The organism is Microbacterium album (assembly GCF_014643695.1).
GTDB lineage: Bacteria > Actinomycetota > Actinomycetes > Actinomycetales > Microbacteriaceae > Microbacterium > Microbacterium album.
The window spans coordinates 32,737-56,792 of record NZ_BMJY01000011.1; the positions used below are offsets into that span (position 1 = coordinate 32,737).

General features: G+C 72.6%; 19 protein-coding genes. 10 read left to right on the top strand and 9 right to left on the bottom strand.

Annotation, left to right across the window (positions count from 1 at the left end):
- The 6 genes from IEX37_RS11815 (at position 1) to IEX37_RS11840 (ending at position 7,335) form a co-directional block, all read left to right on the top strand.
- The gene (locus tag IEX37_RS11815) at positions 1-1,917 is read left to right on the top strand and encodes a helix-turn-helix domain-containing protein (RefSeq protein ID WP_188756482.1); all 1,917 of its coding nucleotides are present in this window, start codon (positions 1-3) and stop codon (positions 1,915-1,917) included.
- Between the two features lie 134 nt (positions 1,918-2,051).
- Positions 2,052-3,320 carry a hydroxymethylglutaryl-CoA reductase, degradative gene (locus IEX37_RS11820; RefSeq protein ID WP_229663232.1) on the top strand — a complete coding sequence of 423 codons (1,269 nt, stop codon included), beginning with the start codon at positions 2,052-2,054 and terminating at the stop codon, positions 3,318-3,320.
- Entirely contained in the window at positions 3,317-4,309 is a 993-nt protein-coding gene (locus tag IEX37_RS11825) for a hydroxymethylglutaryl-CoA lyase (protein ID WP_188756484.1), read from the top strand. The genes IEX37_RS11820 and IEX37_RS11825 overlap by 4 nt, the downstream gene beginning before the upstream one ends.
- A 32-nt stretch (positions 4,310-4,341) precedes the next feature.
- Entirely contained in the window at positions 4,342-5,574 is a 1,233-nt protein-coding gene (locus IEX37_RS11830) for a CaiB/BaiF CoA transferase family protein (RefSeq protein WP_188756485.1), read from the top strand.
- 1 nt (position 5,575) lies between these two features.
- A complete protein-coding gene (locus tag IEX37_RS11835) occupies positions 5,576-6,409 on the top strand; it encodes an HTD2 family dehydratase (RefSeq protein WP_188756486.1) in 834 nt (277 codons plus the stop codon).
- Between the two features lie 140 nt (positions 6,410-6,549).
- Positions 6,550-7,335 (top strand): IclR family transcriptional regulator, encoded by a 786-nt coding sequence (locus IEX37_RS11840; RefSeq protein ID WP_188756487.1) that lies wholly within the window; start codon positions 6,550-6,552, stop codon positions 7,333-7,335.
- A 64-nt stretch (positions 7,336-7,399) separates the two neighbouring features.
- Here the strand turns inward: IEX37_RS11840 and IEX37_RS11845 are convergent, their stop codons facing one another.
- Positions 7,400-8,233, bottom strand: coding sequence for an HpcH/HpaI aldolase/citrate lyase family protein (locus tag IEX37_RS11845; protein WP_188756488.1), 834 nt, complete (start codon positions 8,231-8,233; stop codon positions 7,400-7,402).
- Complete coding sequence (locus IEX37_RS11850; RefSeq protein WP_188756489.1) at positions 8,230-8,772, bottom strand: MaoC family dehydratase; 543 nt, start codon at positions 8,770-8,772, stop codon at positions 8,230-8,232. The genes IEX37_RS11845 and IEX37_RS11850 overlap by 4 nt, the downstream gene beginning before the upstream one ends.
- Before the next feature lie 91 nt (positions 8,773-8,863).
- On the opposite strand from IEX37_RS11850, the gene IEX37_RS11855 reads away from it, so the two are divergent.
- The gene (locus IEX37_RS11855; protein WP_188756490.1) at positions 8,864-10,039 is read left to right on the top strand and encodes a CaiB/BaiF CoA transferase family protein; all 1,176 of its coding nucleotides are present in this window, start codon (positions 8,864-8,866) and stop codon (positions 10,037-10,039) included.
- Positions 10,040-10,077: 38 nt separating this feature from the next.
- On the opposite strand, the gene IEX37_RS11860 is transcribed toward IEX37_RS11855, so the two are convergent.
- Genes IEX37_RS11860 through IEX37_RS11870 form a run of 3 tightly spaced genes read right to left on the bottom strand, consistent with a single transcriptional unit; the run spans position 10,078 to position 12,905 of the window.
- The gene (locus IEX37_RS11860) at positions 10,078-10,710 is read right to left on the bottom strand and encodes an FMN-binding negative transcriptional regulator (RefSeq protein ID WP_188756491.1); all 633 of its coding nucleotides are present in this window, start codon (positions 10,708-10,710) and stop codon (positions 10,078-10,080) included.
- A complete protein-coding gene (locus IEX37_RS11865; RefSeq protein ID WP_188756492.1) occupies positions 10,703-11,551 on the bottom strand; it encodes an alpha/beta hydrolase in 849 nt (282 codons plus the stop codon). Before IEX37_RS11865 ends, IEX37_RS11860 begins: the two co-directional genes overlap by 8 nt.
- Positions 11,529-12,905 (bottom strand): M20 metallopeptidase family protein, encoded by a 1,377-nt coding sequence (locus IEX37_RS11870; protein ID WP_188756493.1) that lies wholly within the window; start codon positions 12,903-12,905, stop codon positions 11,529-11,531. The genes IEX37_RS11865 and IEX37_RS11870 overlap by 23 nt, the downstream gene beginning before the upstream one ends.
- 149 nt (positions 12,906-13,054) lie before the next feature.
- Between IEX37_RS11870 and IEX37_RS11875 the strand changes: the two genes are divergently transcribed.
- The gene (locus tag IEX37_RS11875) at positions 13,055-14,527 is read left to right on the top strand and encodes an amidohydrolase (RefSeq protein ID WP_188756494.1); all 1,473 of its coding nucleotides are present in this window, start codon (positions 13,055-13,057) and stop codon (positions 14,525-14,527) included.
- A gap of 88 nt (positions 14,528-14,615) precedes the next feature.
- Here the strand turns inward: IEX37_RS11875 and IEX37_RS11880 are convergent, their stop codons facing one another.
- Positions 14,616-18,119 (bottom strand): bifunctional proline dehydrogenase/L-glutamate gamma-semialdehyde dehydrogenase, encoded by a 3,504-nt coding sequence (locus IEX37_RS11880; protein WP_229663233.1) that lies wholly within the window; start codon positions 18,117-18,119, stop codon positions 14,616-14,618.
- Positions 18,120-18,212: 93 nt separating this feature from the next.
- On the opposite strand from IEX37_RS11880, the gene IEX37_RS11885 reads away from it, so the two are divergent.
- Positions 18,213-19,112 (top strand): LysR substrate-binding domain-containing protein, encoded by a 900-nt coding sequence (locus IEX37_RS11885; protein WP_188756496.1) that lies wholly within the window; start codon positions 18,213-18,215, stop codon positions 19,110-19,112.
- Between the two features lie 109 nt (positions 19,113-19,221).
- On the opposite strand, the gene IEX37_RS11890 is transcribed toward IEX37_RS11885, so the two are convergent.
- From IEX37_RS11890 to IEX37_RS11900, 3 genes are read right to left on the bottom strand one after another with little or no spacing between them, the layout of a single operon-like run.
- The gene (locus tag IEX37_RS11890; protein WP_188756497.1) at positions 19,222-20,283 is read right to left on the bottom strand and encodes an LLM class flavin-dependent oxidoreductase; all 1,062 of its coding nucleotides are present in this window, start codon (positions 20,281-20,283) and stop codon (positions 19,222-19,224) included.
- Between the two features lie 55 nt (positions 20,284-20,338).
- Positions 20,339-20,569 (bottom strand): helix-turn-helix domain-containing protein, encoded by a 231-nt coding sequence (locus IEX37_RS11895; RefSeq protein ID WP_188756498.1) that lies wholly within the window; start codon positions 20,567-20,569, stop codon positions 20,339-20,341.
- On the bottom strand, positions 20,566-21,189 hold the full coding sequence (locus IEX37_RS11900) for a hypothetical protein (RefSeq protein ID WP_188756499.1): 624 nt from the start codon (positions 21,187-21,189) through the stop codon (positions 20,566-20,568). The genes IEX37_RS11895 and IEX37_RS11900 overlap by 4 nt, the downstream gene beginning before the upstream one ends.
- A 233-nt stretch (positions 21,190-21,422) precedes the next feature.
- Between IEX37_RS11900 and IEX37_RS11905 the strand changes: the two genes are divergently transcribed.
- Positions 21,423-23,945: an ATP-dependent Clp protease ATP-binding subunit gene (locus IEX37_RS11905; protein ID WP_188756500.1), complete on the top strand. Its 2,523-nt coding sequence runs from the start codon at positions 21,423-21,425 to the stop codon at positions 23,943-23,945.
- Positions 23,946-24,056 lie beyond the last annotated feature (111 nt).

Here is a 24,056-nt window from a genome sequence, read left to right on the forward strand (position 1 = left end):
ATGAGCGATGAGGCTCGGATGGCGGTGAGCGCGCTGCTCGACGCGGTCGCCACGGACACGGAGCCTCGCGTCGAGCAGGTGATGTCGGCGCTCGGGGCCCTGGGCATCGCGGGCTCCGACGCGGAGGCGATCGCCGGACACGCCTTCCGCCTGCGCGCCGACGCGGCACGCCTCCGGCGGCGCTCGCGCGAGCTGGGCGAGCTCTATTCCAGTGCCCGCGAGCTCGCGGAGCTTCGCGACTCGTCGGCCGTGCTGGACCGGCTCGTGACGCGCGCGCACGGCATGCTCGGCGGCGACATCGCGTACCTGTCCGAGTTCGACAGCGCCCGGCGCGACCTGCGCGTGCGCACCACGGCCGGATCCGTCAGCTCCGTGTTCAAGTCGCTCCGCGTGCCTCCCGGCCGGGGCCTCGCGAGCGAGGTCGTGGAGACGCGACAGCCGCAGTGGGCCACTCGGTACGATCAGTACCGCTCGGATCGTCACGAGCCGGGAATCGACGACGCCGTCGCCGCCGAGGGCATCGTGTCGCTCCTCGGGGTGCCGATGCTCGGCGACGGCGAGGTGCTGGGCGTGGTGTTCGTCGCGTACAGGGACGAACACGAGTTCGCGCCGGACGAGGTCGCACTCCTCTCGGCCCTCGCCGACCACGCCGCCGTCGTGCTGCAGACCGCGCGCATGCTGCGCACGCTGCAGCGATCCGAGGACGAGACGCGCGAGGCCCTCGCGGCGCTGCGCGATCACGTCGCGGAACGCGAGCGCGCAAGTCTCGTGCACCGTGAGCTCGTGCAGGCGGTCCTGGCCGGAGGGGGATATGCACCCGTGGTCCAGACCCTGGCCGAGGCGTTGCACCGCCCCGTGGCGATCGTCGACGAACGCCGTGTGCTGCTGGCCGCGGCGGGTCTGCCGCTGTCGCCCGCGATGTCCGATCCGGGTGAGGCGGTGCGGGAGGCGATCGATCGCAGCCGGCGGTCGGCGCAGTGCGTCCCGGTCGAGGATCCCGGGGTGTCCGCGGTCGCGGCGCTTGCCGCAGGGGCGCAGTACTTCGGGGCGATCCTGCTGGGGCCGGGGCCGACGCTCGGTGCGGTCGACCTGCGCACGGTCGAGCGCGCCGCGCAGGTGGGCGCGCTGTTGGCCCTGCAGCAGGAGGCCGTCGCCCTCACCGAACGGCGGACGAGGACCGATCTGGTCACGGACCTCCTGGACGACGTCCCGGAGCGCCGCGCGGACGTCGAGCGCCGTGCGCGACGCGCGGGCATCGTCGTCGACGAGCTCGACACCCTCGTGCTGTTCGCGGTCGAGGGGGAGCACCGGGCATCGGCGGCCCGCGTCGTTGCCGACGCCCTCCGCGAGAGCGCGCTGACGGGTGAGTATCGCGGGTATGTGATCGCCGTGCTCGCACGGGCCGATATCGATCTGGTGGGTCTTCGCGCCCACGTGGCGCAGGCGACGGGGAGTACCGTGCTCGCGGTGCGCGCCGACGGGTGCGCCGGGGCGCTGGGCGCGCGCTTCGCCGAGGCGGCGCGCACCGCACGGCTGGCGGCTGCGCTGGGCGCGCACGAGAGCGTCGTGACGGTGCAGGAGTACCTGCCGTACTCGGCGGTGCTCGACGCGGACGGCCCCGGGATCGGGGGTTTCCTGGACGCGCTCATCGGTCCGGTGCGGCGCTACGACGCCGACCGCGGGACGGATCTGCTCGGCACGCTGCGCGCGTTCGTGCGCAGCGGCGCGAGCCCGACCCGGACGGCCAGAATGCTCCGCTTCCACCCCAACACGATCCTGCAACGCCTCGAGCGGCTCGATTCCGTCCTGGGGCCGGGCTGGAGGGAGGAGGAGCGACTGTTCCGGCTCGGACTCGCGGTGCGCCTCGACGAGATGCGCGAACGCCTCACGGCCGCTCCCGGTCGCTCCGACGGATGATCGTCACACTGATCCGCGTTCGACGTGGGCGAAAGCTCCATAGGCCGCGGGCGGGGGCGGTTCCTAGTGTGGCTGTGGGCGTCGCCGCGCGCTGCATGCGCGGGCGCCGACGAACTGCTCGAGGAGGATCAGTGGTGGTCAACAGTCGTCTGTCCGGATTGCGCGACAGGGAGCCCGCCGATCGGCGTCGCCTCGTGGCCGAGAGCGCGGGAATCGACGAGGACGTCCTCGCGCCGCTGGAACCGGCCGACGGGCTCACCGTGGCACAGGCGGACCACCTCATCGAGAACGTCATCGGCGTGATCGGGATCCCGGTCGGGGTCGCGACGAACTTCACGATCGACGACCGCGACTATCTGATCCCCATGGCGACGGAGGAGCCGAGTGTCGTCGCCGCGGCCTCCAACGCCGCCCGCATGGCACGCGGCCACGGCGGGTTCCGCACCTCCACCACGGGAACCGTGATGATCGCGCAGATCCAGGTGGTCGATGTCGTCGACCCCGAGGGCGCGCGGGCGCGGATCCTGGAGGCGCGGGAGGAGCTGCTCGCGATGGCGAACGCGCAGGACCCCGTGCTGGTGAGCCTGGGCGGAGGAGCGATCGACGTGTCCGTGAGGGTGCTCGCCACCGCCACGGGCGCGCACGTCGTCGCGCACCTCCACGTCGATGTGCGCGACGCGATGGGAGCCAACGCCGTGAACACCATGGCGGAGGCCGTCGCGCCGCGGGTGTCGGAGATCTCCGGCGGTCGTGCGCTCCTGCGCATCCTCAGCAACAAGGCCGATCTGCGGATCACCCGTGCGCGAGCCGTCTTCGATGCCGAGCTGCTGGGCGGCGCCGAGGTCGTCCGCGACATCGCCCACGCCTCCGCCTTCGCCACGGCGGATCCGTACCGGGCGGCGACGCACAACAAGGGCATCATGAACGGCATCACCGCCGTCGTGCTGGCCACCGGCAACGACACCCGCGCGGTCGAGTCGGGGGCGCATTCCCACGCCGTACGGGACGGCCGGTACTCGGCGCTGTCGAGGTTCGAGGTCGGGGCCGACGGGCATCTGGTGGGCACGCTCGAGCTGCCCCTCGCCGTCGGCCTGGTCGGCGGGGCGACCCGCGCGCACCCCGTCGCGCAGGCGGCCGTGAAGCTGCTCGGCGTGCAGACGGCGACGGAGCTCGCGGCAGTGATCGCCGCCGTCGGCCTCGCTCAGAACCTCGCCGCCCTGCGAGCACTCGCGGCGGAAGGCATCCAGCGCGGTCACATGGCGCTCCATGCCCGTACGATCGCGGCCTCGGCCGGGGCGAGATCCGACGAGATCGGTCAGGTCGCCCAGCGCATCGTCGCGGACGGCCGCATCCGGATCGAGCACGCCCAGGCGGTCCTGGAGGAACTGCGGTCCGCACGATGACCGATCCGATCGGGGGGACCAGGCCCGCGGACGCGCTGCCCGACACGTGGCACCCCGCGCCGCAGCCCGTGCGTGACGCGTCGTTGCCCGCCCGCGTGCGGGTGTATGAAGTCGGGCCCCGAGACGGGCTCCAGGCCGAGCCGGAGATCCTGCCGGCCGCCGTGAAGGCGGAGTTCTGCCGCCGGCTGCTCGACGCGGGCGTCAGCGCGCTGGAGGTGACCAGCTTCGTTCCGCCGCGCTGGGTCCCCCAGCTCGCCGACGCCGAGGAGGTCGTCGCGCAGGTCGGCGACGTGCCGGGTCGTCGGCTCGTGTCGCTCGTGCCGAACCTGCGCGGCCTCGAGCGGGCGCTCGCCGCGGGCGTGACCGAGGTCGCGGTGGTGGTCAGCGCCACCGAGAGCTTCGCGCGCGCGAACCTGAACAACACGGTGCGCGGCGCGATCGACGCCGCCTCCGACGTCGCGGCGGCGGCAGCGGATCGGGGTGTGCCCGTGCGCGGGTACGTCTCCATGTCGTTCGGCGATCCGTGGGAGGGCCCCGTGCCCCACGAGCGCGTGGCGACCATCGCGGCCGAGCTCGCGGGCGCCGGGGCGGCGGCCATTGCGCTGGGCGACACGATCGGTACCGCGACACCCTCCCACATCGAACGCGTCGTGAACCTCACCGCAGACGCGGGAGTGCCGCGCGAAGCCCTCGCGCTGCATCTGCATGACACGTACGGGCAGGCGCTGGGCAACGTACAGGCGGGCCTGCGGGCCGGCGTGACGGAGTTCGACGCGTCCACGGGAGGGCTGGGCCGCTGTCCGTACGCCAAGGGCGCGACGGGCAATCTCGCCACCGAGGACCTCGTCTGGCTGCTGCACGGCCTCGGCATCGAGACCGGGCTCGACCTGGAGCAGCTCGTGCGCACCACACAGTGGATGTCGCGTCGCCTCGGACGGCCCCTGCCCTCGCGCGTGGCGGCGGCGCTGACGGCAGCGGGCGTCGCCTGACAGCATCATCGGAACGAACCAGGAGCACCACCATGGCAGAACACCCTCTCCTCGCCCAGCAGGCCGGATCCCTCGGCGGGGTCGTCGTGCTCGACCTGTCGCGCGTGCTCGCCGGTCCCTACGCGGCGCAGTTCCTGGCCGACCTCGGTGCGACCGTGGTGAAGATCGAGAACCCGGCCGACCCGGACGTCTCGCGGGGCTTCCCGCCGTACCTGCGCCACGGTGACGAGGAGTTCAGCGGCTACTACGCGCAGTACAACCGAGGCAAGCTCGGCCTCGCTCTCGACCTGCGCAGCGAGGAGGGCAAGGGCGTGCTGCGCGACCTCGTGGCGCAGGCCGATGTGCTGGTCGAGAACTTCCGGCCCGGCACGATGGACAAGCTCGGACTCGGCTACGATTCGCTGCGCGAGATCAATCCGCGCCTGGTCTACACGGCGATCTCCGGCTACGGCCAGACCGGGTCCCGCAGCCGCCGTCCCGCGTTCGACAACACCGCCCAGGCCGCCGGCGGACTGTGGTCGATGAACGGCTACCCGGATCAGCCGCCCGTCCGCGTCGGGGTCACCATCGGCGACCTCTCCGCGACGCTGTTCGGCGTGATCGGGACGCTCGCGGCTCTGCGGCACGCGGAGCGAACGGGCGAGGGGCAGCTGGTCGACGTGGCGCAGGTCGACAGCATCATGGCGATGACCGAGACGGCCGTCGTCGACTACACGGTGGACGGGAAGGTCGCCTCCCCGTCCGGCAACGAGCACGCCTGGGTCCGCCCGTACGAGCTGTTCCCGTGTGCCGACGGGCAGGTGTTCTTCGGCGGCTACACCGACAAACTGTGGCGGGCCAGCTGCGAGCTGTTCGGCACGCCGGAAGTGGCGGAGGATCCGGAGATCGACACGATGCGCAAGCGCTTCGATCGCGAGACGTACGAGCGCCGGGTGAAGCCGATCATCCTGGAGTGGTTCGCCGGCCGCACGCGCGCCGAGCTGGAGGAGCTGGCGGGCGATGTCATTCCGCTCACCGCCGTGCGCGACATCGGCGAGGTCGTCGACGACCCCGGCACGGCCGAGCGCGAGATGATCGTCGAGGCGGACTACGGCGACTTCGGCACGTTGCGCATGTTCGGACAGCCGATCAAGCTGTCGGCGACGCCGGCGAACCCGGCCCGCGTGGCGAACCGGATGGGCGAGCACGCCGACGTCGTGCTCGCCGGGATCGCCGGCTACGACGAGCAGCGGATCGCCGCGCTGCGCGAGGCGGGGGTCATCTGACATGGTGGCCGAGCCGGCCGGCCCCGAGGCCGGCGTGACGCGCGAACAGCGCCTGGAGCCGTTCCCCGCCGAGGCGTACCGCGGGACGTTCGCGCCGGACGACGAGTCCGCGGCCCCGGGGGCGGCGCTGCCGCCCGGATGGGAGGGCGTCTACTTCCCGTACGACGCCCCGCTCGCCGACCTCCGCGAGGACGGCTCGCCGGCCCGCGACGGCGTGTTGCCCGAGTTCGACCTGCCCCGCCGGATGTATGCGGGCGAGGACGCGGTGTACCACCGACCGCTGCGGATCGGCGACGTCGTCGAGCAGACGGCGCGGGCCGGGTCGGTGGTGGAGAAGACGGGCCGCAGCGGGCGCCTCGTCTTCGCGGACGTCGTGCGCGAGTTCCGGGTCGGCGGAGAGCTCGCGGCGGAGAGCGTCTGGCACGACGTGTTCCTCGAGGGCGGCAGCGGCGGCGCAGCCGGCCCGGCCCCTGCGGACGTGCCGGACGGCGCCTGGGCGGAGCCGCTCACGCTCGACGAGCGTCAGCTGTTCCGCTTCTCGGCGCTGACCTTCAACACCCACCGGGTGCACTACGACCTGGCCTGGGCGCGGGAGCGGGAGGGCCTGGACGGGCTGCTCGTGCACGGCCCGCTCATCCGGATCCTGCTCCTGGACGCGGTGCGCCGGCACGAGATCGGTGCCCGGATCTCGGCCTTCCGCTTCCGCGCGCGGGCGCCGTTCCTCGTCGGGACCACCGCGACGATCCGTGGGTGGCGCGACGGCGAACAGACACGGGTCGCGCTCGTGGACGCCGACGGCGGCCTGCTCGCGCAGGGCGACGTCTCCTGGGCCTAGGGATTCGGCGGGCAGGACTCGGCTGGCCGCCGAGGCGCAGCTCTGTTCTGGCATCGGCGCGCGTGACGGCGATCCGAACCGGCACCGCGGGATCGGGTGAAGGGCGTGAGCGGCGAGCCGGCGGATGCCAGGATGGGGGGATGAGCGATCCGGGGCGTCGGCGTGAGCGCAACCCGATCGCTTCGGCGACGCGGGTGCTGTCGGCGCTGGCGGAGGCCCCGGACGCGGTCGGCGTGCGCGAGCTGGCGCGGCTGCTCGGCTCCCCCGCCAGTTCGGTGCAGCGCACGCTCGAGGCCGCCGCGGACAGCGGGCTCGTCCGGTCCGTCGACGGTCGATGGGAACTCGGGTGGGAGTTCCACCGGCTTGCGGCGCTGAGCCAGCAACGGCAGCCCTTCCGCATCGCCGGGCCGGTGCTGCGGGCGTTGAGCGACCGCACGGGCGAGACGGCGCTGCTCGCGGTGTACGACCCCGGTCGGCGGCGGCGGATGTTCGTCGCCCAGGCGGAGGCGGAAGGGCACGCCGTGCGCTTCGTGCCGGAGCTGTATGCGTGGCTGCCGATGCACGCGGGCGCGTCGGCTCTGGCGATCCTCGCCTACCTGCCCGCCGAGGAGCGTCGGCGTGTCGCCGAGAGTGGGCTACCGGCCCTCACCGACACCACGATCACGTCGGTCGGTGCGCTCGAGATCGCGCTCGAGCGAGTGCGCGCCGAGGGCGTCGCGGTGAGTCGGGATCAGGTGAACCTGGGCGCGAGCGGGGTCGCGGCTCCGCTGCGGACGCGCGGTGGGGTCGCCGCGAGCCTCGCCGTGATCGTGCCGAACCAGCGTTTCGACGACGCGACCGAGGCGGCGCTTCGCGTCGCCGTCGCGGAGTCCGCCGAGACACTGAGTCGCACGATGGCGGGGGCGGAGTCGCGCGGGGGCGATTGAGCGTCGTCGTGCCGGAGCGTCGCGCGAAGCCGGAGCGCGCCGTCCCCGCGGACCCTCGTCCGGATCAGCCCGCGGCGGCGAGCACCCGCCGCGCCTGGCGCAGGAGGGGCTCGTCGATCATCTCGCCGCCGACGCGCTGGGCGCCGCTGTGCGCCGCCGCGTCGAGCACCGCGCGCGCCCAAGCGACGCGAACCTCGTCCGGTCGGAACGCCTCGCGGATCACGGGCACCTGGCGCGGGTGCAGCGCCACCTTGCCGGCGAACCCGGAGCGCGCGGCGTCCGCGGCCTCGACGCGCAGGCCGTCGAGGTCCTCGAGCGCCGGATACACGGCGTCGAGGGCCGGGACGCCCGCGGCGCCGGCCGCAATCAGCACGCGCGAACGGGCGTACCGCACCACGTCGAGCCACGAGCCGTCGGGGGCGCGGCTGGACATGCCGCCGAGCCCGGCCATCAGGTCCTCGGCTCCCCACATCACGGCGGCTGCAGCGGCGGCGATCTCGTCCGCCCGCGCGACGCCGAGCGGCGTCTCGCACAGCGCGACGACCTCGAGCCCGGCGAGCGCGGCGAGCTGATCCGCGGACTCGGTCTTGGCGAGCATGATGCGCGCGAGGCCGGTTCCCTCGAGCGCCGACAGATCGCGCGCTTGCTCGGGGGTGCCGTGCGGGTTGATGCGCACGATCGTGGTCGCGGGGTCCAGCCCGGGCGCCCGCGCGCGCAGCGCCGCGCGCGCCTCGTCCCGCCGCTCGGGAGCGACGCCGTCCTCGAGGTCGAGGATCACCGCGTCGGCCGCGGCGGCGGCCTTGGCGTACCGCTCGGGCCGGTCGGCGGGGCAGAACAGCCAGGCCACGGTCTTCGTGGGGCTCTCCTCGCCGGTCACGTCGGAGCGCTCGCGGCTCATCTCGTCTCCTGTTCGTCGGCTCCGCGTCCGTCGCCCCCGGGCTCGGCGGCCGGGCGCATCCGCACGAGGGTCGTCCGGGCCGCGGTGACGACCACGTCGCCGTGCTGGTTCACACCGCGATGCAGGAGGGACACGATGCCCTCTCCTGGCCGCGAGCGCGAGGGGCGCTTCCCGGTGACAGCGGTCTCCGCGAGGAGCGTATCGCCGATCCGCACCGGCTGCGGGAACGCGATGTCGGTCAACCCCAGGTTCGCCACGAGCGTGCCCTGCGTGAGCTGTGCGACGGAGAGCCCCACGACGGTCGAGAGGGTGAGCATGCTGTTGACCAGGCGCTCGCCGAACTCGGTGCCGGCGCTCCACGCGGCGTCCAGGTGGAGGGCCTGGGGATTCATGGTGAGGGTCGTGAACAGCACATTGTCGGCCTCGGTCACCGTGCGGCCGGGCGAGTGCGCGTAGACGACGTCCGTGCGGAACTCCTCGTACCACAGACCGCGCGAGACGACGCGTTCCCGTCGGGCGAAGGGGTCGTCGTCGGTCATCCGGCCTCCTGCGGCAGTGCGGCTCGCGTGCGCGAGCGAGTTGCTTTTAGCGTACACGTGTGCGTCAATAGCGGTTAGTAGGAGGAGCAAGATGACGGATCCGGAGGGTCGCGGCCCGCTCGACGGCGTGCGCGTGCTCGATCTCACCCGCAATCTCGCCGGACCGTTCTGCACCATGGCCCTGGCCGACCTCGGCGCGGACGTGATCAAGATCGAGTCCCCGGCGGGTGACGACACCCGCCGCTGGCACCCGCCCTCGTGGAACGGCGAGAGCGCCACCTTCCTCTCCGCCAATCGGGGCAAGCGCGCGGTCGTACTCGACCTGGACGACCCGGCCGGTCAGGACGCGGCGCGCCGGCTCGCGGCGACCGCCGACGTGGTGGTGGAGTCCTTCCGCCCGGGCGCGCTGGGCCGCCGTGGCCTCGACCACGCCGCGGTCGCGGCGCTGAACCCCGGAGTGATCTACTGCTCGATCAGCGCCTACGGGGCCGCGGGGCCCAAGAGCGGGCTGCCCGGCTACGATCCCGTGATCCAGGCGGACACCGGCATCATGGCGCTCACGGGCGAGCCGGACGGACCGGCCGTCCGGCTCGGGATCGGGGCGATCGACCTGGGCACGGCCCTGTGGGCCACCATCGGCATCCAGGGGGCGCTGATCGAGCGCGCCCGCACCGGCAAGGGCGCCCGCATAGAGACGAGCCTGTACGAGACGGGCGCGTGGTGGCTGTCGTACCACCTCATGGGTTACCTCGGGTCGGGCGGCGCGCCCTCGCGGCAGGGCACCGGCACCCCGTTCATCGCCCCGTATGAGGTCTTCGAGGCCCGCGACCGGGGGATCCTCGTCGCCGCCGCGAACGATCGCCTCTTCGCGGCGTTGGCAGCCGAGCTCGGCGTGCCCGAGGCGGTGAGCGACCCGCGCTTCGCCGGAAACGCCGACCGAGTGGCGCACAAGGCCGAGCTGCGCGCGGTGCTGGCCCCACGCTTTGCGGCGGACGACGCCGAGTCGTGGGAACGGCGGCTGCGGGCCCGCTCCGTGCCGTGCTCTGTGGTGCGCACGGTCGCCGACCTCGCCGCCGACCCCCAGCTGGAGGCCCTCGGACTGCTCCGCCCCCTGCCGCACCCGGCGGTCCCGGACCTGCGCGTCGTGGACATGCCGATGGCCATCGATGGCGTCCGCGGACGCGCGGCGTCCGCGCCCCCTCTGCTCGGCGAGCACGACGCCGAGGTCCTGGGCTCGGACGACCCCTGGACCTCGGGCGGAGACTGACAGGGCTCGCGCCCGAAGACCGACGCGCCGGCGGGCGCTCAGCGCCCGTGCACGCGCCGCATCCAGGCGGCCAGGCGCGGGTTCTCGTAGGGGCCGGGGCTGTCCAGCGCCTCGATCACCCGGTCGACGACCTCCGCCGGCTTGTCCTGGCTCATCTTGTCCTTCGCGACGAAACGCTCGACGCGCATACGGAAGCCGACCGTGCCGCGAACGATGCGCTCGGCGTACTCGGCGTTCAGCTCGTCGCGGCGCATCCGGAACGGCTCGGGCAGCGGATCCTCGAAGTGGTCCACGAGCCGCTCGAGCACCGCGAGGTTCTCCTCGTCGCTCAGCAGCTCGGGCGTTCCGTACGCGTGCACGACCGCGAAGTTCCAGGTGGGCACGGCGGGGCTGACGCCGTACCAACCGGGGGAGATGTAGCCGTACGGGCCCTCGAAGATCACGAGCAGCTCGCGCGTGCCGAGCCGGTGCAGGCGCTCGTCGGGTCGGCCGACGTGACTGACGACGACGATGTCGTCCTCGTCCGACGCGCCCTCGTCCAGGATGAAGGGATAGTGCGACGCGACCAGGCCGTCCTCGGTGGCGCTGACCATCGTCGCCCAGGGGGACACGCGGATCAGCTCCCGCACCGCCGCGGTGTCGGTCAGGGCGTAGTCGGGGTTCTCACGCACGGCGGCCTCGCCTCGCGGTGCGGACGATCGCCGAGACGTAGTCGGGCCACAGCTCCGGAACGAGCACGTGGCCCATGCCGGCGTACACCTGCAGCTCGGAGTCCTCGATCGCCAGCGCCATGTCGACGGCCGCGCGCCACGCGCACGTCCGGTCCTCGCGACCGTGCAGGATCAGCACCGGCAGGTCCAGTCCGCGCAGCCGCTCCAGCCGTTCGGTGGCCCGGGCCAGCGCCGCCCACTGCCGCGGCAGTCCGTCGGGCCAGTACCCGCGGTCGTACGCCAGCCCGGCCAGCTGCCGCGCGGTGTCCGCGTCGAACGGGTAGGCCGAGCCGGCGTAGTGGGCCTGCACGGCCACGGACAGCTCCACGACCTCCTCGCGCGAGCGGCGCTCCTGCGGACGCGTGAAGATCTCGGGCACGCCGGGGGTGACGACCCAGGCGGGATCGTGACCGGGGATGGTCGAGGCGAGCGTCGCGCTCAGCACTCGAGACGGGTGGTCGAGCGCGAGGTACTGGGCCACGATCCCGCCCATCGAGTGCCCGACCATGTGTGCCGCAGCGATCCCCTCGGTATCGAGCACGCGGATCACGTCGAGCGCCAGGTCGTCCATCTCGTACCCGCCGTCGAGGTCTTCGGGCCCGCCGAAGCGCTGCGAGAGCCCGGTATCGCGATTGTCGAAGCGCACCACGCGATACCCGGCCTCGACCAGCGAGTGGCAGAACGGGTCCTGCCAGGCGATCAGCTGGGCGCCGCCGCCGGCGATGAGGACGATCGCCTCGTCCTCCGGCGAGCCGATCGTCTCGTACCAGATCTGCACGTCATCTGTCGTGGTGTAGGGCATCGGAGCTCCAGACGGGCGTCGGGGGGATCTCGGGGATGATCCCTCCAGGGTGGCAGAGAGGTCGCGGCGCGTCGCCGGAGGAGGGCACAGGATCCGGGCCGCGGTTTGGGGCGGGGGACCAGGGCCGTCGGGCGCTCGCGCGGCGGGCCCGGTCGGTCGGGCCGTCGAGGCGGCGCCAGGCCAGCTCGGCGAGCGTCGAGGCCTGCAGCGGAAGGACGGCGTCGTCGAACAGCGTGAGCTCGGAGTGCATGGGGGCCGCGTCGACGGCGCCCTCCGGCCGGGCCCCGAGGAACAGCAGCGTGCCCGGCACCTCCTCCAGCACGTACGCGAAGTCCTCGGAGGCCATCGACGGGGCCGGCAGCCGGGTGACCCGGTCCTGTCCGTGCCGCGCCTCCAGATGCGCGAGCACGGCCTCCGTCTCGTGAGGGTCGTTGTGCGTGACGGGGTACGAGTCGACGAACTCGGCCTCGGCACGGCAGCCGTGCACGGCCGCCACCCGCTCGGCGAGCACGGGCAGCTCCTCCCGCACCAGGCGGAGAGTCTCCCGCGCGAGCGTGCGGATGTTCAGCTGGATGTCCACGCGCCCCGGGAGCACGTTCGGCGCCTCGGAGTCGGAGGCGAGCCTCACGACCGACACGACGGCCGGCTCGGCCACCGGCACCCGCCGCGCGACGAACGACTGCAGGGCCAGCACGGTCTCGGCGGCCGCGGGCACGGGATCGACCGCCAGGTGGGGGAACGCCGCGTGGCCGCCCGCCCCGACGATCGAGAGGCGCATCCCGCTCGCGCTCGCCATGATCGGCCCCGGACGGCTCACGAACTGCCCGAAGGGCGTCGTGCTGTCGACGTGGATGGCGTACGCGGCGACCGGGCGCGACCCGGCGGCGTCGAGCACACCCTCCTCGATCATGAGGCGCCCGCCCGCGTGCCCCTCCTCCCCGGGCTGGAACATGAACACGACGGTGCCCGGGAGGTCGGCTCGCCGGGCGGCGAGGATGTGCGCGGCGCCGACCAGCCCGGCGACGTGCAGGTCGTGGCCGCACGCGTGCATGGCTCCGTTCGCCGACGCGAAGTCGAGCCCCGTCGCCTCCGTGATCGGCAGCCCGTCCATGTCGGCGCGCAGGAGCACGACGGGCCCGGGCCTTCCTCCCCGCAGCACCGCCGTGACGGAGGAGAGCCCCCGGCCGGTCGTCGTCTCGAGGTCCAGGCCGTCGAGCGACTCCAGCACCGCGGCCTGCGTCGCCGGGAGGTCGAGCCCCAGCTCGGGCCGCGCGTGGAGCCGGCGCCGCAGGGCGATCATGTCGGCGCGCACGGCGTCCGTCGGCGTCAGGGGGGCGGTGGGGAAGGGGGGCATGCTGCTCCGATCGCGCTCGCGGACAGGGGGCGATTCCACCCTGCCTGTTCGGGTGTGTCGTCGGATTGTGTTCGGGGCACCGGAAAGCGGGACGTCGCTGTGCCAGCGGTACGTGGGCGACGCCGCGCGGCTGGCATAGCGTCGGAAGGGTGAGCCACGACCTCCTCCTCCACAACGCCCGCCTCGGCGGCGGCGCGCCGTCCGACGTCCTGATCCGCGACGGCATCGTCGCTCGCGTGGCTCCGGCCGGGACGGTGCGGGAGCGCGTCGAGACGATCGATCTCGACGGCCGGATCGCGCTCCCGGGCCTCTGGGACGGTCACGTGCACTTCACGCAGGCGGCGATCAGGCGCAGCCGGTTCGACCTCTCGCCCGCGCGGAGTGCGGCCGAGGCGCTGGACATCGTGCGAGAGATCGTCGCCGCGCGCCGCCCGGCGACGGGCGAGCTGTTGGTGGGCTACGGTTTCCGCGACGCGCTCTGGCCCGACGTGCCGTCGCGTCACGGGCTCGACGAGGCCGGCGGTGGTGCGGCGGTCGTGCTCGTCAGCGGCGACCTGCACACCGGCTGGATCAGTTCCGCCGCCGCGGAGCGACTGGGTCGCCAGACGGACGAGACCGGATTGCTGAAGGAGGGCGCCTGGATCGGCACCCTCGACAGCGTCCAGGGACTGTCGGAGCCGTCGATCGCGGACTACCGGGAGACCGCCGAGCAAGCCGCTCGGCGGGGCGTGACGGGGATCATCGAGTTCGAGAACGCCGACAACCTGCACGAGTGGCCCGAGCGCGTGGCCGCGGGCGTCGACTCCCTGCGCGTCGTGGCCTCGATGTGGCCACACCGCCTCGAGGCCGCGATCGGCGCGGGTCACCGCACGGGCGCGACGCTCGACGAGGCGGGTCTGGTGACGGTCGGCCCGCTGAAGGTGGTCGTCGACGGATCCCTGAACACGCGCACGGCGCTGTGCTGGGACCCGTACGACGGGGTCGACCCGTCCTCTCCGGAGGCTCACGGTGTGGAGACCGTGGGCCCGGAGACCCTGCGCGAGCTCGTGGAGCGCGCCGTCGGGGCCGGCATCGGGCTGGCGATCCACGCGATCGGCGACCGCGCCAACACGATGGTCCTCGACGAGTTCGAGCGGGCCGGGGCCCGCGGGTCGATCGAGCACGCCCAGCTGCTGCGGGAGGAGGACATCCCCCGTTTCGCGCGCCTCGGCGTCGTCGCGAGCGTCCAACCCGAGCACGCGCTCGACGACCGCGACGTGGCCGACCGCATCTGGGCGGGGCGAACGCACCGGTCGTTCGCCTTCGGCTCGCTGCACGCCGCGGGGGCGACGCTGCGACTCGGCTCGGATGCGCCGGTCGCCCCGCTCGACCCGTGGCGGGCGATCGCGGCGGCCGTGACCCGTACCGGGGACGAGCGCGCGCCCTGGCACCCCGAGCAGCGGCTGCCGCTGGACGTCGCGATCGCCAGCAGCACGCTGGGTCGGGACGGGATCCGCGAGGGTGCCGCCGCCGACATCGCGGTGCTCGACGACGACCCCGCGACGGTGTCGCCCGAGCGCCTCCGCGCTCTGCCCGTCGCCGCGACCCTGCTGGCCGGGCGCCGCACCTGGTGGGCGCTCTGACGGCGCCCGCGCGCACGATTCGCGCGCGCCGTCGTGTCCGGACCGCCGCTCGTTCTCCCATGCGAAGGCACGGGAGAGCGAGCGGGGCTCAGCGGCCGGCGATCACCGGGATGTCGTAGCGGCGCGGGTTCCCGAAACGGTGCGCGGTGATCGACACCGCCTGCTCGCGAAGGAAGGCGAGCAGCTCCACGCGGCCCGCAGACACGACCGGTCCGGCGTACACCGCGACGTTCGGGGCGCCGCCGGTGGCCGCGGCGACGGCCCGGGCGTCACCGCCGACGAGACGGATGCGGCCGCCGACCTCGGCGAGGGCCGCGGCACGAGCCGACCAAGCGGCCGCGTCCTCGACGACGGGCGTGACGCCGGCCTCCGCGAGGTAACGGTGGGCCTCGGCCGGCAGGGCCGCAGAGGTGCTGACGGTGAGCGCCGATCCGGCGCGGAGGCCCGCGGCGGCGACGCGGATCAGCTCCGCGGTCCGCTCGCCCTCGAACCGGATGGTCACGGGCACCGGCGCGTAGCGCAGTACGTTCTGCTCGAGCTGCAGGGCCTGCACGTCTCGCGCGAGCCCGAACTCGTCCGCCCAGGCCGCGACGTCCGTGCGCAGCGCGTCGGCGAGCCAGCGGGCGTCGGCGGTGTCGGCCCCTCCCGGGAGCGCGGCGGTCGCCCGGCGGGCCGCCGCATCGAGCTCGCCCGCGCCGCGGACGGCGGCGTCCTGCCAGGCGCCGAGGCCGTAGAGGTAGCTCGGACCCCCCGCCTTGGTGCCGGCGCCCACCGCCGACTTCTTCCAGCCGCCGAACGGCTGGCGCTGCACGATCGCGCCCGTCGTGGCGCGGTTGACGTAGAGGTTGCCCGCCTCGACCCGCTCGAGCCAGGTGGCGATCTCCCCGGGGTCGAGCGCGTGCAGCCCGGACGTGAGCCCGTAGTCCACCGCGTTGACGATCTCGATCGCCTCGTCGAGCGTCCGGGCCGTCATGATCCCCAGCACCGGGCCGAAGTACTCCGTGAGATGGAACTCGGAGCCGGGCCGCACGCCGTCGCGGATGCCGGGGCGCCACAGGGCACCAGCCTCGTCGAGCCGTTCGGGCGCGCGCAGCCAGCGCTGCCCAGGCTCGAGACTCGTCAGCGCCCGGGCGAGCTTGCCCTCGGCCGGCCCGATCAGGGGGCCGATCCGCGCGCCCTCCTGCCACGGCATGCCGACCTCGTAGCCCTCGACGGCGTCGAGCAGCTGGCGCCGGAAACGGTCGCTGGAGGCGACCGCTCCCACGAGCACGACCAGGGACGCGGCCGAGCACTTCTGTCCGGCGTGGCCGAACGCCGAGTACGCGACATCCTTCGCGGCCAGGTCGAGGTCGGCGCTCGGAGTGACGATGATGGCGTTCTTGCCGCTGGTCTCCGCGAGCAGCGGCAGATCCGGCCGCACGGAGCGGAACAGCTCGGCGGTCTCGTAGCCGCCCGTGAGGATCACGCGCTCGACCTGCTCGTGCGCCACCAGTCGGCTGCTCAGCTCGCGACCCTCGACCTGCACATAGCGCAGCACGTCGCGCGGCACACCGGCCTCCCACAGCGCCTCGGCGAGCACGGCGCCGCTGCGGCGAGCCGCGCGCGCGGGCTTGAGGATCACGGGCGACCCCGCCGCGAGCGCGGCGAGCGTCGATCCGGCCGGGATGGCGACCGGGAAGTTCCACGGCGGCGTCACCACGGTCAGCCGGGCGGGCTCGAACTCGGCGCCGTCGACGTCGGCGAGCTTCACGGCGCTCTCGGCGTAGTAGTGAGCGAAGTCGATCGCCTCCGAGACCTCCGGGTCTCCCTGCTCGATGACCTTGCCGCACTCGGATCCCATCACCTCGAGCAGGTCGGCGCGACGAGCCTCCAGCGCGTCGCCGGCGCGGTGCAGGATCTCCGCCCGCCCGGCCGCGCCGAGCGCGCGCCAGGCGTCTCCCGCGGCGACGGTCTCGTCGATCAGGCCCTCGAGAGCGGCGGCGCTGCGCATGGTGTGGGCGTCGACCGTGTCGCGTCCGAGCGCGGAGGTCTGCATCCTCTCGCGGATCGCCGCCGCCCAGGTCCGGTTCGCCGCGAGGCTCGGATCGGTGTCGGGGGTGTTGACGAAGCCGTCGCGGGGTCCGGGGGGCTGCGGCGTCGTGCGGTCCTGCACGCGGTTCGGCGAGGGCACGTCCTCGGGCATGAGCGCGATCGACGCGAGGAAGCGGTCCCTCTCGCGCTCGAACAGCGCCGGGTCGTCGCCGAGGTCGAACACGGCGGACATGAAGTTCTCCGCGCTGGCGCCCTCCTCCAGGCGACGGATGAGGTAGGCGATCGCGACGTCGAACTCGTCGGGGTGCACGACCGGCGTGTAGAGCAGCAGCGAACCGACGTCCCGGCGCACGACCGCGGCCTGCGCCGTGGCCATGCCCAGCAGCATCTCGAACTCGACGCCCGGCTTCCCTCCCGCGGCGGACGCGTCGGTCTCGATGCCCCGACGCTGCGCGAGCAGCCAGGCGAGCGCGATGTCGAACAGGTTGTGGCCCGCGACGCCGATGCGCACGTTGCGCACGCGCTCGGGGTGGAGGGCGTAGTCGAGCACCGCCTTGTACGACGCGTCGCTGTGCTGCTTGGTGGGCCAGGTGGCCAGCGGCCAGCCATGGGTCTCGGCGTCGACCTGCTCCATCGGCAGGTTGGCGCCCTTCACGACGCGCACCTTGATCGGCGCTCCCCCGCGCGCGACCCGCGCGGCGGCCCATTCCTGCAGCCCGATCATGGCGCCCAGCGCATCGGGGAGGTACGCCTGCAGCACGATGCCCGCGTCGACGTCGCGGAACTCGGGGCGGTCGAGGATCGCGGTGAAGACCGCGATCGTCAGGTCCAGGTCCTTGTACTCCTCCATGTCGAGGTTGAGGAACGTGCCGTGGCGTCGCGCGGTCTCGTAGAGCGGCACCAGCGCGTCCACCGCGTGCGCCACCGCCTGGTCGAAGGCCCACGGGCTGTGGGGCGCCACGGTCGAAGACACCTTGACCGAGACGTAGTCGACATCCGATCGCTCGATCAGTCGTCGAGTTCCCGCCAGACGCCGCCGCGCTTCCTCCGCGCCGAGGATCGCCTCGCCGAGGAGGTTGACGTTGAGTCGCACACCCTCGCCGCGGATCGCGCGCAGCGCGGCGCCCAGCCGGTCGTCGCGTGCGTCGACGATGAGGTGGCGCACCATGCGGCGCAGCACCCTGCGGGCGATCGGGACGACGACGCCGGGCAGTGCGGGGGCCAGTGTGCCTCCGACGCGGATCAGGCCGCGCAGCGGCGCGGGCAGGAAGCGCGGCACGATGGGGGTCAGGTCGCGCAGGCTGCGAGCGGCGACGCGGAGATCCTCCGGCCGCACCACGCCGTCGACGAACCCCACCGCGAACGCGAGGCCGTCGGGGTCCCGCAGCACGCCCGCGAGGTTCCGGGCCGACGCGTCGACCTTCTCCTTCCGCGCGGCCGCGAGCCACGTGCGGACCTGCGCGATGGCGCTTTCGGCGAGCTCGGCATCGATGCCGGGAGTCTGCCGCTTGAGGGGAGCGGCCTCCGAGTCGGAGGGATCGGTCTGGTGGAGGGTCATCATGCGCCTTTCGCCGGGACGAACTCAGTGTGCGACGACGCGACTGGTCGTGAAAAGCGCATAAAAACGCGAGGAACCGCTCGTTATCATCGAACAATGGGTCGGGAGTGGAACGCGCATCGGCTGCGACTGCTGCGGGAGCTGCAGTTGCGTGGGACGGTCACGGCGGTGGCGGCGGCGCTGAACTACAGCTCGTCGACGGTCTCGCAGCAGCTGGCGCGGCTCGAGGAGGAGGTCGGGGTTGCGCTCACGGAGGCGGACGGTCGTCGCGTGCGCCTCACGTCGCTCGGCGAGGTCGTCGCGGCGCACGCCGGTCGGGTCCTCGCGCTGGAGGAGGAGACGCGCGGACTGCTCGATGCGGCCGCTCCGAGCCCGGGGACGCTCCGGATCGCAGCGATGCAGACGGCCGCGCTGGCCCTGATCCCCGCCGCACTCTCACGGCTGTCGGAGTGGCGTCCCGACCTGCGGGTCGAGGTCGCCCTGCTGCCGCCGGAGCGCGGTCTGTTCGAGGTGGAGGCGCACGCGTTCGATCTCGTGATCGCCGAGCAGTATCCGGGCCGCAGCCGCCCCCATCCCGCGGGCCTGCAGCGTGCGCTGCTCGGAAGCGATCCGATCTCGCTCGTCGTGGCGGAGCACAGCACCGTCGGCTCTCTCGGGGAGGCGCGCGACGCGGCATGGGTGATGGAGCCCGAGGGCACGGCGGCACGGTCGTGGGCGGTCGAACAGTGCCGCGCCGCCGGCTTCGAGCCGGATGTCCGCTACGAGGCCGCCGACCTGGTGGCGCACTTGAGACTCATCGCGTCGGGGCACGCTGTCGGCTTCGTGCCGGGCCTGGCGATGGGAGGAGAGGCGCAGCCGGTGCGACGGATCGATCCCGTGCCCGCGCCGTCCCGCGAGGTGTTCGTGTCGTTCCGTCGGGCCTCGAGCGCCGTCCCGGTCAACGTGGTGGCGCGTCAGGCGCTCGCCGAGGCCTTCCGCGAGCTGCGCGGGCCGTAGCGCCCGTCCTCCGCGACGCGTTCCGCCGCGTCCGTCCCGACCTCGGGATCCGTTGACTAGCGCCCGTGCCGTTCACTAGCGCGGGGAGCGCAAGTCAACTACCCCGACGCTAGTGAACGGGGGATAGCTGGGCCGCCAGGAGCTCGAGTGTCTCGGTGCGGCCGGGGCTGGCGTCGAGGGGATCGGACGCGTAGGAGCCGGATGCGGGGGACAGCATGACCTCGTCGACCTCGTGCCGGGCGGCGAAGTCGCGCAGCGCGGCCGCCACCTCCTCGCCCGTGCCGACGAACGAGCGGGCGCGGTTCTGCTCGATGAGGCTCTGCTCGAGCGGGTCGGACGGGTTCTCGAGGGCCTCCTCGATCGTCTCGAGCGCGCGCATGGGCTTGTTCGTGCGCAGCCGCGCGAACTGGCGCAGCTGCGGCAGGGCCCTGCGCTCGGCCTCCTCCGCCGTGCGTGCCGCCACGACGTTGGCGGTGACGAACGTGCGCGGGTGTGGATGCTGCTCGCTCGACTGGAACTGCGAGCGGTAGAGGGCGAGGGCCCGCTCGAGGCCCTCGCCGGCGAAGTGGTTGGCGAACACGTACGGCAGACCGTAGGCCGCGGCCAGCTGCGCCGAGTAGTCGCTCGAGCCGAGCAGCCACACCTCCGGCACGCCCGTCGCCGCGGGCGTCGCGCGCACGCCGTACTCGCCGCCGCTCGTGAAGTGGATCGTCGCCCCGTCGGCGCGAACGAGGGCCATGATGTCGGTGATGTGCTGGGGGAACTGGTCGACCTCGCTCGTGGTGCCGGATCGCCTCAGCAGCTGCGTGATGACGGGGTCGCTGCCCGGGGCTCGTCCGAGCCCGAGGTCGACGCGTCCCGGCGCGATCGCCTCGAGCGCGGCGAACTGCTCCGCGACGATGAGCGGCGCATGGTTCGGCAGCATCACGCCACCCGAGCCGACGCGGATGCGCGACGTCTGCGCCGCGGCGGCAGCGATCAGCACGGGCGGCGACGTCGACGCCACCGCGGGCATGTTGTGGTGCTCGGCGAACCAGTACCGCCGGTACCCGAGCTCGTCGGCGCGGCGGGCGAGCGCCATCGACGCGGTCACCGCCTGCGCGCTGGACTGGCCGGTCCGCACAGGTACCAGGTCGAGCACGGACAGGGCGGGGTTCGTGACGTCGCTCATCCCCACTGCCAACCGGCGCCGCGCGCATCCCATTCCCGCAGGCGTTCTCGCCGCGTCACTCGGCGCGCACGAGCAGCTCGCCGATCTCGCAGTCGAGCGCGTCGCAGATCGCCGCGAGGGTGGAGAACCGGATGGCCCGGGCCCGGTCGTTCTTGAGGACCGAGAGGTTCACGATGCTGATGCCCACCAGCTCGCTCAGCCGCGTGAGCGTCATGTCGCGCTCGGCGAGCAGCTCGTCCAGCCGGCAGTGGACGCCGGTGGGCCCGCTGTCGGTCGCCGGTGTCATACGAGACCCTCGGTGTCGCGCTGCAGGCGCTGACCGACCGTGAAGGCGAGGCACGCGACCGCCACGACGAAGGCCGCGAGGATGTACGGCCCGATTTCGACCTGGAGTATGACGTTGTCGAACGTTCCGGCGGAGATCTGCGCGAACGCGCCGTTGGCACCCATGTTCCCGAAGAAGGGGACGAGGAACGCGCCGGCGAGGCCCGCGAAGCCGGCGACCGCCACCAGGACGGTGTTGGTCGGCGAGAAGACGCGCTGACGGATGATGTTGATGCTCAGCCACAGCAGCGCGCCCACCACGAGGGTGACCGCGGCGACGAGGACGAGTTGCTGGATGACGAGGGCGCCGACGGATGCCGCCGGCAGCGTGGGCGCGATCAGGGTGGCGCTCTCCAGCTCCACGATCACGGCGTCGCCGCCGGGGCCGATCGGCGCCTCGGCCGGCGTGCCGTTGAACACCGCGTGGACGGGCACGTTGGTTCCCGGCAGCACCTCCCCGATGCGGATGACGGCGCCGATGATCGTCGTGATGACGATGGCGGCACCGGCGAGGGCGAACAGCGCGAGCGCGGCCGCGTCCCAGCGCGACACCGTCGGCTTTTCCTGGCGGGAGGACGACATGACTGCTCCTTATCGATGATTGTTATTATCGATGATCGTTCTTATCGACTATCGTTGTATCGACTATCGATAAGATAACGACTGTCGATATACCTGTCAAGCGAGGCCGGCCCGAGATGGCCGGCCCGCTATGCCCAGGGCGAACACCGGACCACGGGCACCGTGCGCTGACTACCGTGGAACCACCGGCGTCGGAAGGCGTCGCCACTGGCCGTAGCGCCCGGAGGAGTGACATGTTCGAGAGATTCACCGACCGTGCCCGTCGTGTGGTCGTCCTCGCCCAGGAAGAGGCGAAGATGCTCAACCACAACTACATCGGCACCGAGCACATCCTGCTCGGGCTGATCCACGAGGGCGAGGGCGTCGCCGCGAAGGCGCTCGAGTCGCTCGGGATCTCGCTCGACGCCGTGCGCGAGCAGGTCCAGGACATCATCGGCCAGGGTCAGCAGCAGCCGACCGGCCACATCCCGTTCACGCCGCGCGCCAAGAAGGTGCTCGAACTGTCCCTGCGCGAGGCGCTGCAGCTCGGCCACAACTACATCGGCACCGAGCACATCCTCCTCGGGCTCATCCGGGAGGGCGAGGGCGTCGCCGCCCAGGTGCTGGTCAAGCTCGGCGCCGACCTCAACAAGGTGCGCCAGCAGGTCATCCAGCTGCTCTCGGGCTACCAGGGCAAGGAGCCCGTGGGCGTCGCCCCCAGCGGCCAGGAGTCCAGCTCGCAGGCGCAGGGCGGTTCGCAGGTGCTCGACCAGTTCGGCCGCAACCTCACGCAGGCCGCGCGCGACAACAAGCTCGACCCGGTCATCGGGCGCGAGAAGGAGATCGAGCGCGTCATGCAGATCCTGTCGCGCCGCTCCAAGAACAACCCGGTGCTGATCGGTGAGCCCGGCGTCGGCAAGACCGCGGTCGTCGAGGGCCTCGCCCAGGCGATCGTCAAGGGCGACGTGCCGGAGACGCTCAAGGACAAGCAGCTGTACTCGCTCGACCTCGGCTCGCTCATCGCCGGATCGCGCTACCGCGGCGACTTCGAGGAGCGCCTGAAGAAGGTCACCAAGGAGATCCGCACCCGCGGCGACATCATCGTCTTCATCGACGAGATCCACACGCTCGTGGGCGCGGGGGCCGCGGAGGGCGCGATCGACGCCGCCTCCATCCTGAAGCCGCTGCTCGCGCGCGGCGAGCTGCAGACGATCGGCGCGACCACGCTCGACGAGTACCGCAAGCACTTCGAGAAGGACGCCGCGCTCGAGCGCCGCTTCCAGCCGATCCAGGTCGCCGAGCCGTCGCTGCCGCACGCCATCAACATCCTGAAGGGCCTGCGCGACCGGTACGAGGCGCACCACAAGGTGCAGATCACGGACGGCGCGATCGTCGCCGCCGCGAACCTCGCCGACCGCTACGTCAGCGACCGCTTCCTGCCGGACAAGGCCATCGACCTGATCGACGAGGCCGGCGCCCGCCTCCGCCTGTCGATCCTGTCGTCGCCGCCGGAACTGCGCGAGTTCGACGAGAAGATCGCGAAGGTCCGCGAGGCCAAGGAAGCCGCGTCGGAGGAGCAGGACTTCGAGAAGGCCGCGGCGCTGCGCGACGAGGAGAAGTCGCTGCTGGCCGAGCGCCTGCGTCTCGAGAAGCAGTGGCGCAGCGGCGACGTCGGATCGCACGCGATCGTCGACGAGGGCCTGATCGCCGAGGTGCTGGCCCAGGCCACGGGCATCCCGGTGTTCAAGCTGACCGAGGAGGAGACCAGCCGTCTCGTCTTCATGGAGAAGGCGCTGCACCAGCGGGTCATCGGCCAGGAGGAGGCGATCTCGGCCCTGTCGAAGACGATCCGCCGTCAGCGTGCGGGCCTGAAGGACCCCAAGCGTCCGTCGGGATCGTTCATCTTCGCCGGCCCCACGGGCGTCGGCAAGACCGAGCTCGCCAAGGCGCTCGCGGAGTTCCTCTTCGACGACGAGGGCGCGCTCATCTCGCTCGACATGTCGGAGTTCGGGGAGAAGCACACCGTCTCGCGGCTGTTCGGAGCCCCTCCCGGCTTCGTCGGCTTCGAGGAGGGTGGCCAGCTCACGGAGAAGGTGCGCCGCAAGCCGTTCTCGGTCGTGCTGTTCGACGAGATCGAGAAGGCCCACCCGGACATCTTCAACTCGCTGCTGCAGATCCTCGAGGAGGGTCGCCTGACCGACGGTCAGGGCCGCATCATCGACTTCAAGAACACCGTGATCATCATGACGACGAACCTCGGCTCGTCGGCGATCGCGGGCGGTCCGGTCGGCTTCCAGGTCGAGGGCGACACCACCACGTCGTACGAGCGCATGAAGGGCAAGGTCGACGAGGAGCTCAAGCGGCACTTCAAGCCCGAGTTCCTCAACCGCGTCGACGACGTGATCGTGTTCCCGCAGCTGTCGAAGGACGAGCTGCTGCAGATCGTGGACCTGTTCACGAAGCGCCTGAGCGAGCGCCTGCTCGACCGGGACATGACGATCGAGCTGTCGCAGGCCGCGAAGGAGCGTCTCATCGAGATCGGCTTCGACCCGGCGCTCGGCGCGCGTCCGCTGCGTCGCGCGATGCAGCACGAGGTCGAGGACCGGCTGTCCGAGCGGATCCTCAACGGCGAGCTCGAGTCGGGTCACCACATCAAGGTGGACGTCGAGGACGGCCGCTTCGTGTTCGAGAACGCCCCGCGCGGCGAGCGTGTCGCGGTCGGCGTCAACACCGGCGGCGGGATCTCCGGCACCCCGGACCTCGCGCTCGGCAACTGATCCGATCCGCATCACGACGGGGCGGGCGCCATGTGCGCCCGCCCCGTCGTCGTCGTCCGTCCCCGTCGTCGTCCCGTTGACTAGCTTCGGGGTAGTTCACTAGCGCGGGGA

Excerpts from the sequence above, each read along its gene's own strand:
- IEX37_RS11815 (WP_188756482.1), top strand. The coding sequence starts at position 1 with ATGAGCGATGAGGCTCGGATGGCGGTGAGCGCGCTGCTCGACGCGGTC.
- IEX37_RS11825 (WP_188756484.1), top strand. The coding sequence starts at position 3,317 with ATGACCGATCCGATCGGGGGGACCAGGCCCGCGGACGCGCTGCCCGAC.
- IEX37_RS11830 (WP_188756485.1), top strand. The coding sequence starts at position 4,342 with ATGGCAGAACACCCTCTCCTCGCCCAGCAGGCCGGATCCCTCGGCGGG.
- IEX37_RS11835 (WP_188756486.1), top strand. The coding sequence starts at position 5,576 with ATGGTGGCCGAGCCGGCCGGCCCCGAGGCCGGCGTGACGCGCGAACAG.
- IEX37_RS11840 (WP_188756487.1), top strand. The coding sequence starts at position 6,550 with ATGAGCGATCCGGGGCGTCGGCGTGAGCGCAACCCGATCGCTTCGGCG.
- IEX37_RS11845 (WP_188756488.1), bottom strand. The coding sequence starts at position 8,233 with ATGAGCCGCGAGCGCTCCGACGTGACCGGCGAGGAGAGCCCCACGAAG.
- IEX37_RS11850 (WP_188756489.1), bottom strand. The coding sequence starts at position 8,772 with ATGACCGACGACGACCCCTTCGCCCGACGGGAACGCGTCGTCTCGCGC.
- IEX37_RS11855 (WP_188756490.1), top strand. The coding sequence starts at position 8,864 with ATGACGGATCCGGAGGGTCGCGGCCCGCTCGACGGCGTGCGCGTGCTC.
- IEX37_RS11865 (WP_188756492.1), bottom strand. The coding sequence starts at position 11,551 with ATGCCCTACACCACGACAGATGACGTGCAGATCTGGTACGAGACGATC.
- IEX37_RS11870 (WP_188756493.1), bottom strand. The coding sequence starts at position 12,905 with ATGCCCCCCTTCCCCACCGCCCCCCTGACGCCGACGGACGCCGTGCGC.
- IEX37_RS11880 (WP_229663233.1), bottom strand. The coding sequence starts at position 18,119 with ATGATGACCCTCCACCAGACCGATCCCTCCGACTCGGAGGCCGCTCCC.
- IEX37_RS11885 (WP_188756496.1), top strand. The coding sequence starts at position 18,213 with ATGGGTCGGGAGTGGAACGCGCATCGGCTGCGACTGCTGCGGGAGCTG.
- IEX37_RS11890 (WP_188756497.1), bottom strand. The coding sequence starts at position 20,283 with ATGAGCGACGTCACGAACCCCGCCCTGTCCGTGCTCGACCTGGTACCT.
- IEX37_RS11895 (WP_188756498.1), bottom strand. The coding sequence starts at position 20,569 with ATGACACCGGCGACCGACAGCGGGCCCACCGGCGTCCACTGCCGGCTG.
- IEX37_RS11900 (WP_188756499.1), bottom strand. The coding sequence starts at position 21,189 with ATGTCGTCCTCCCGCCAGGAAAAGCCGACGGTGTCGCGCTGGGACGCG.
- IEX37_RS11905 (WP_188756500.1), top strand. The coding sequence starts at position 21,423 with ATGTTCGAGAGATTCACCGACCGTGCCCGTCGTGTGGTCGTCCTCGCC.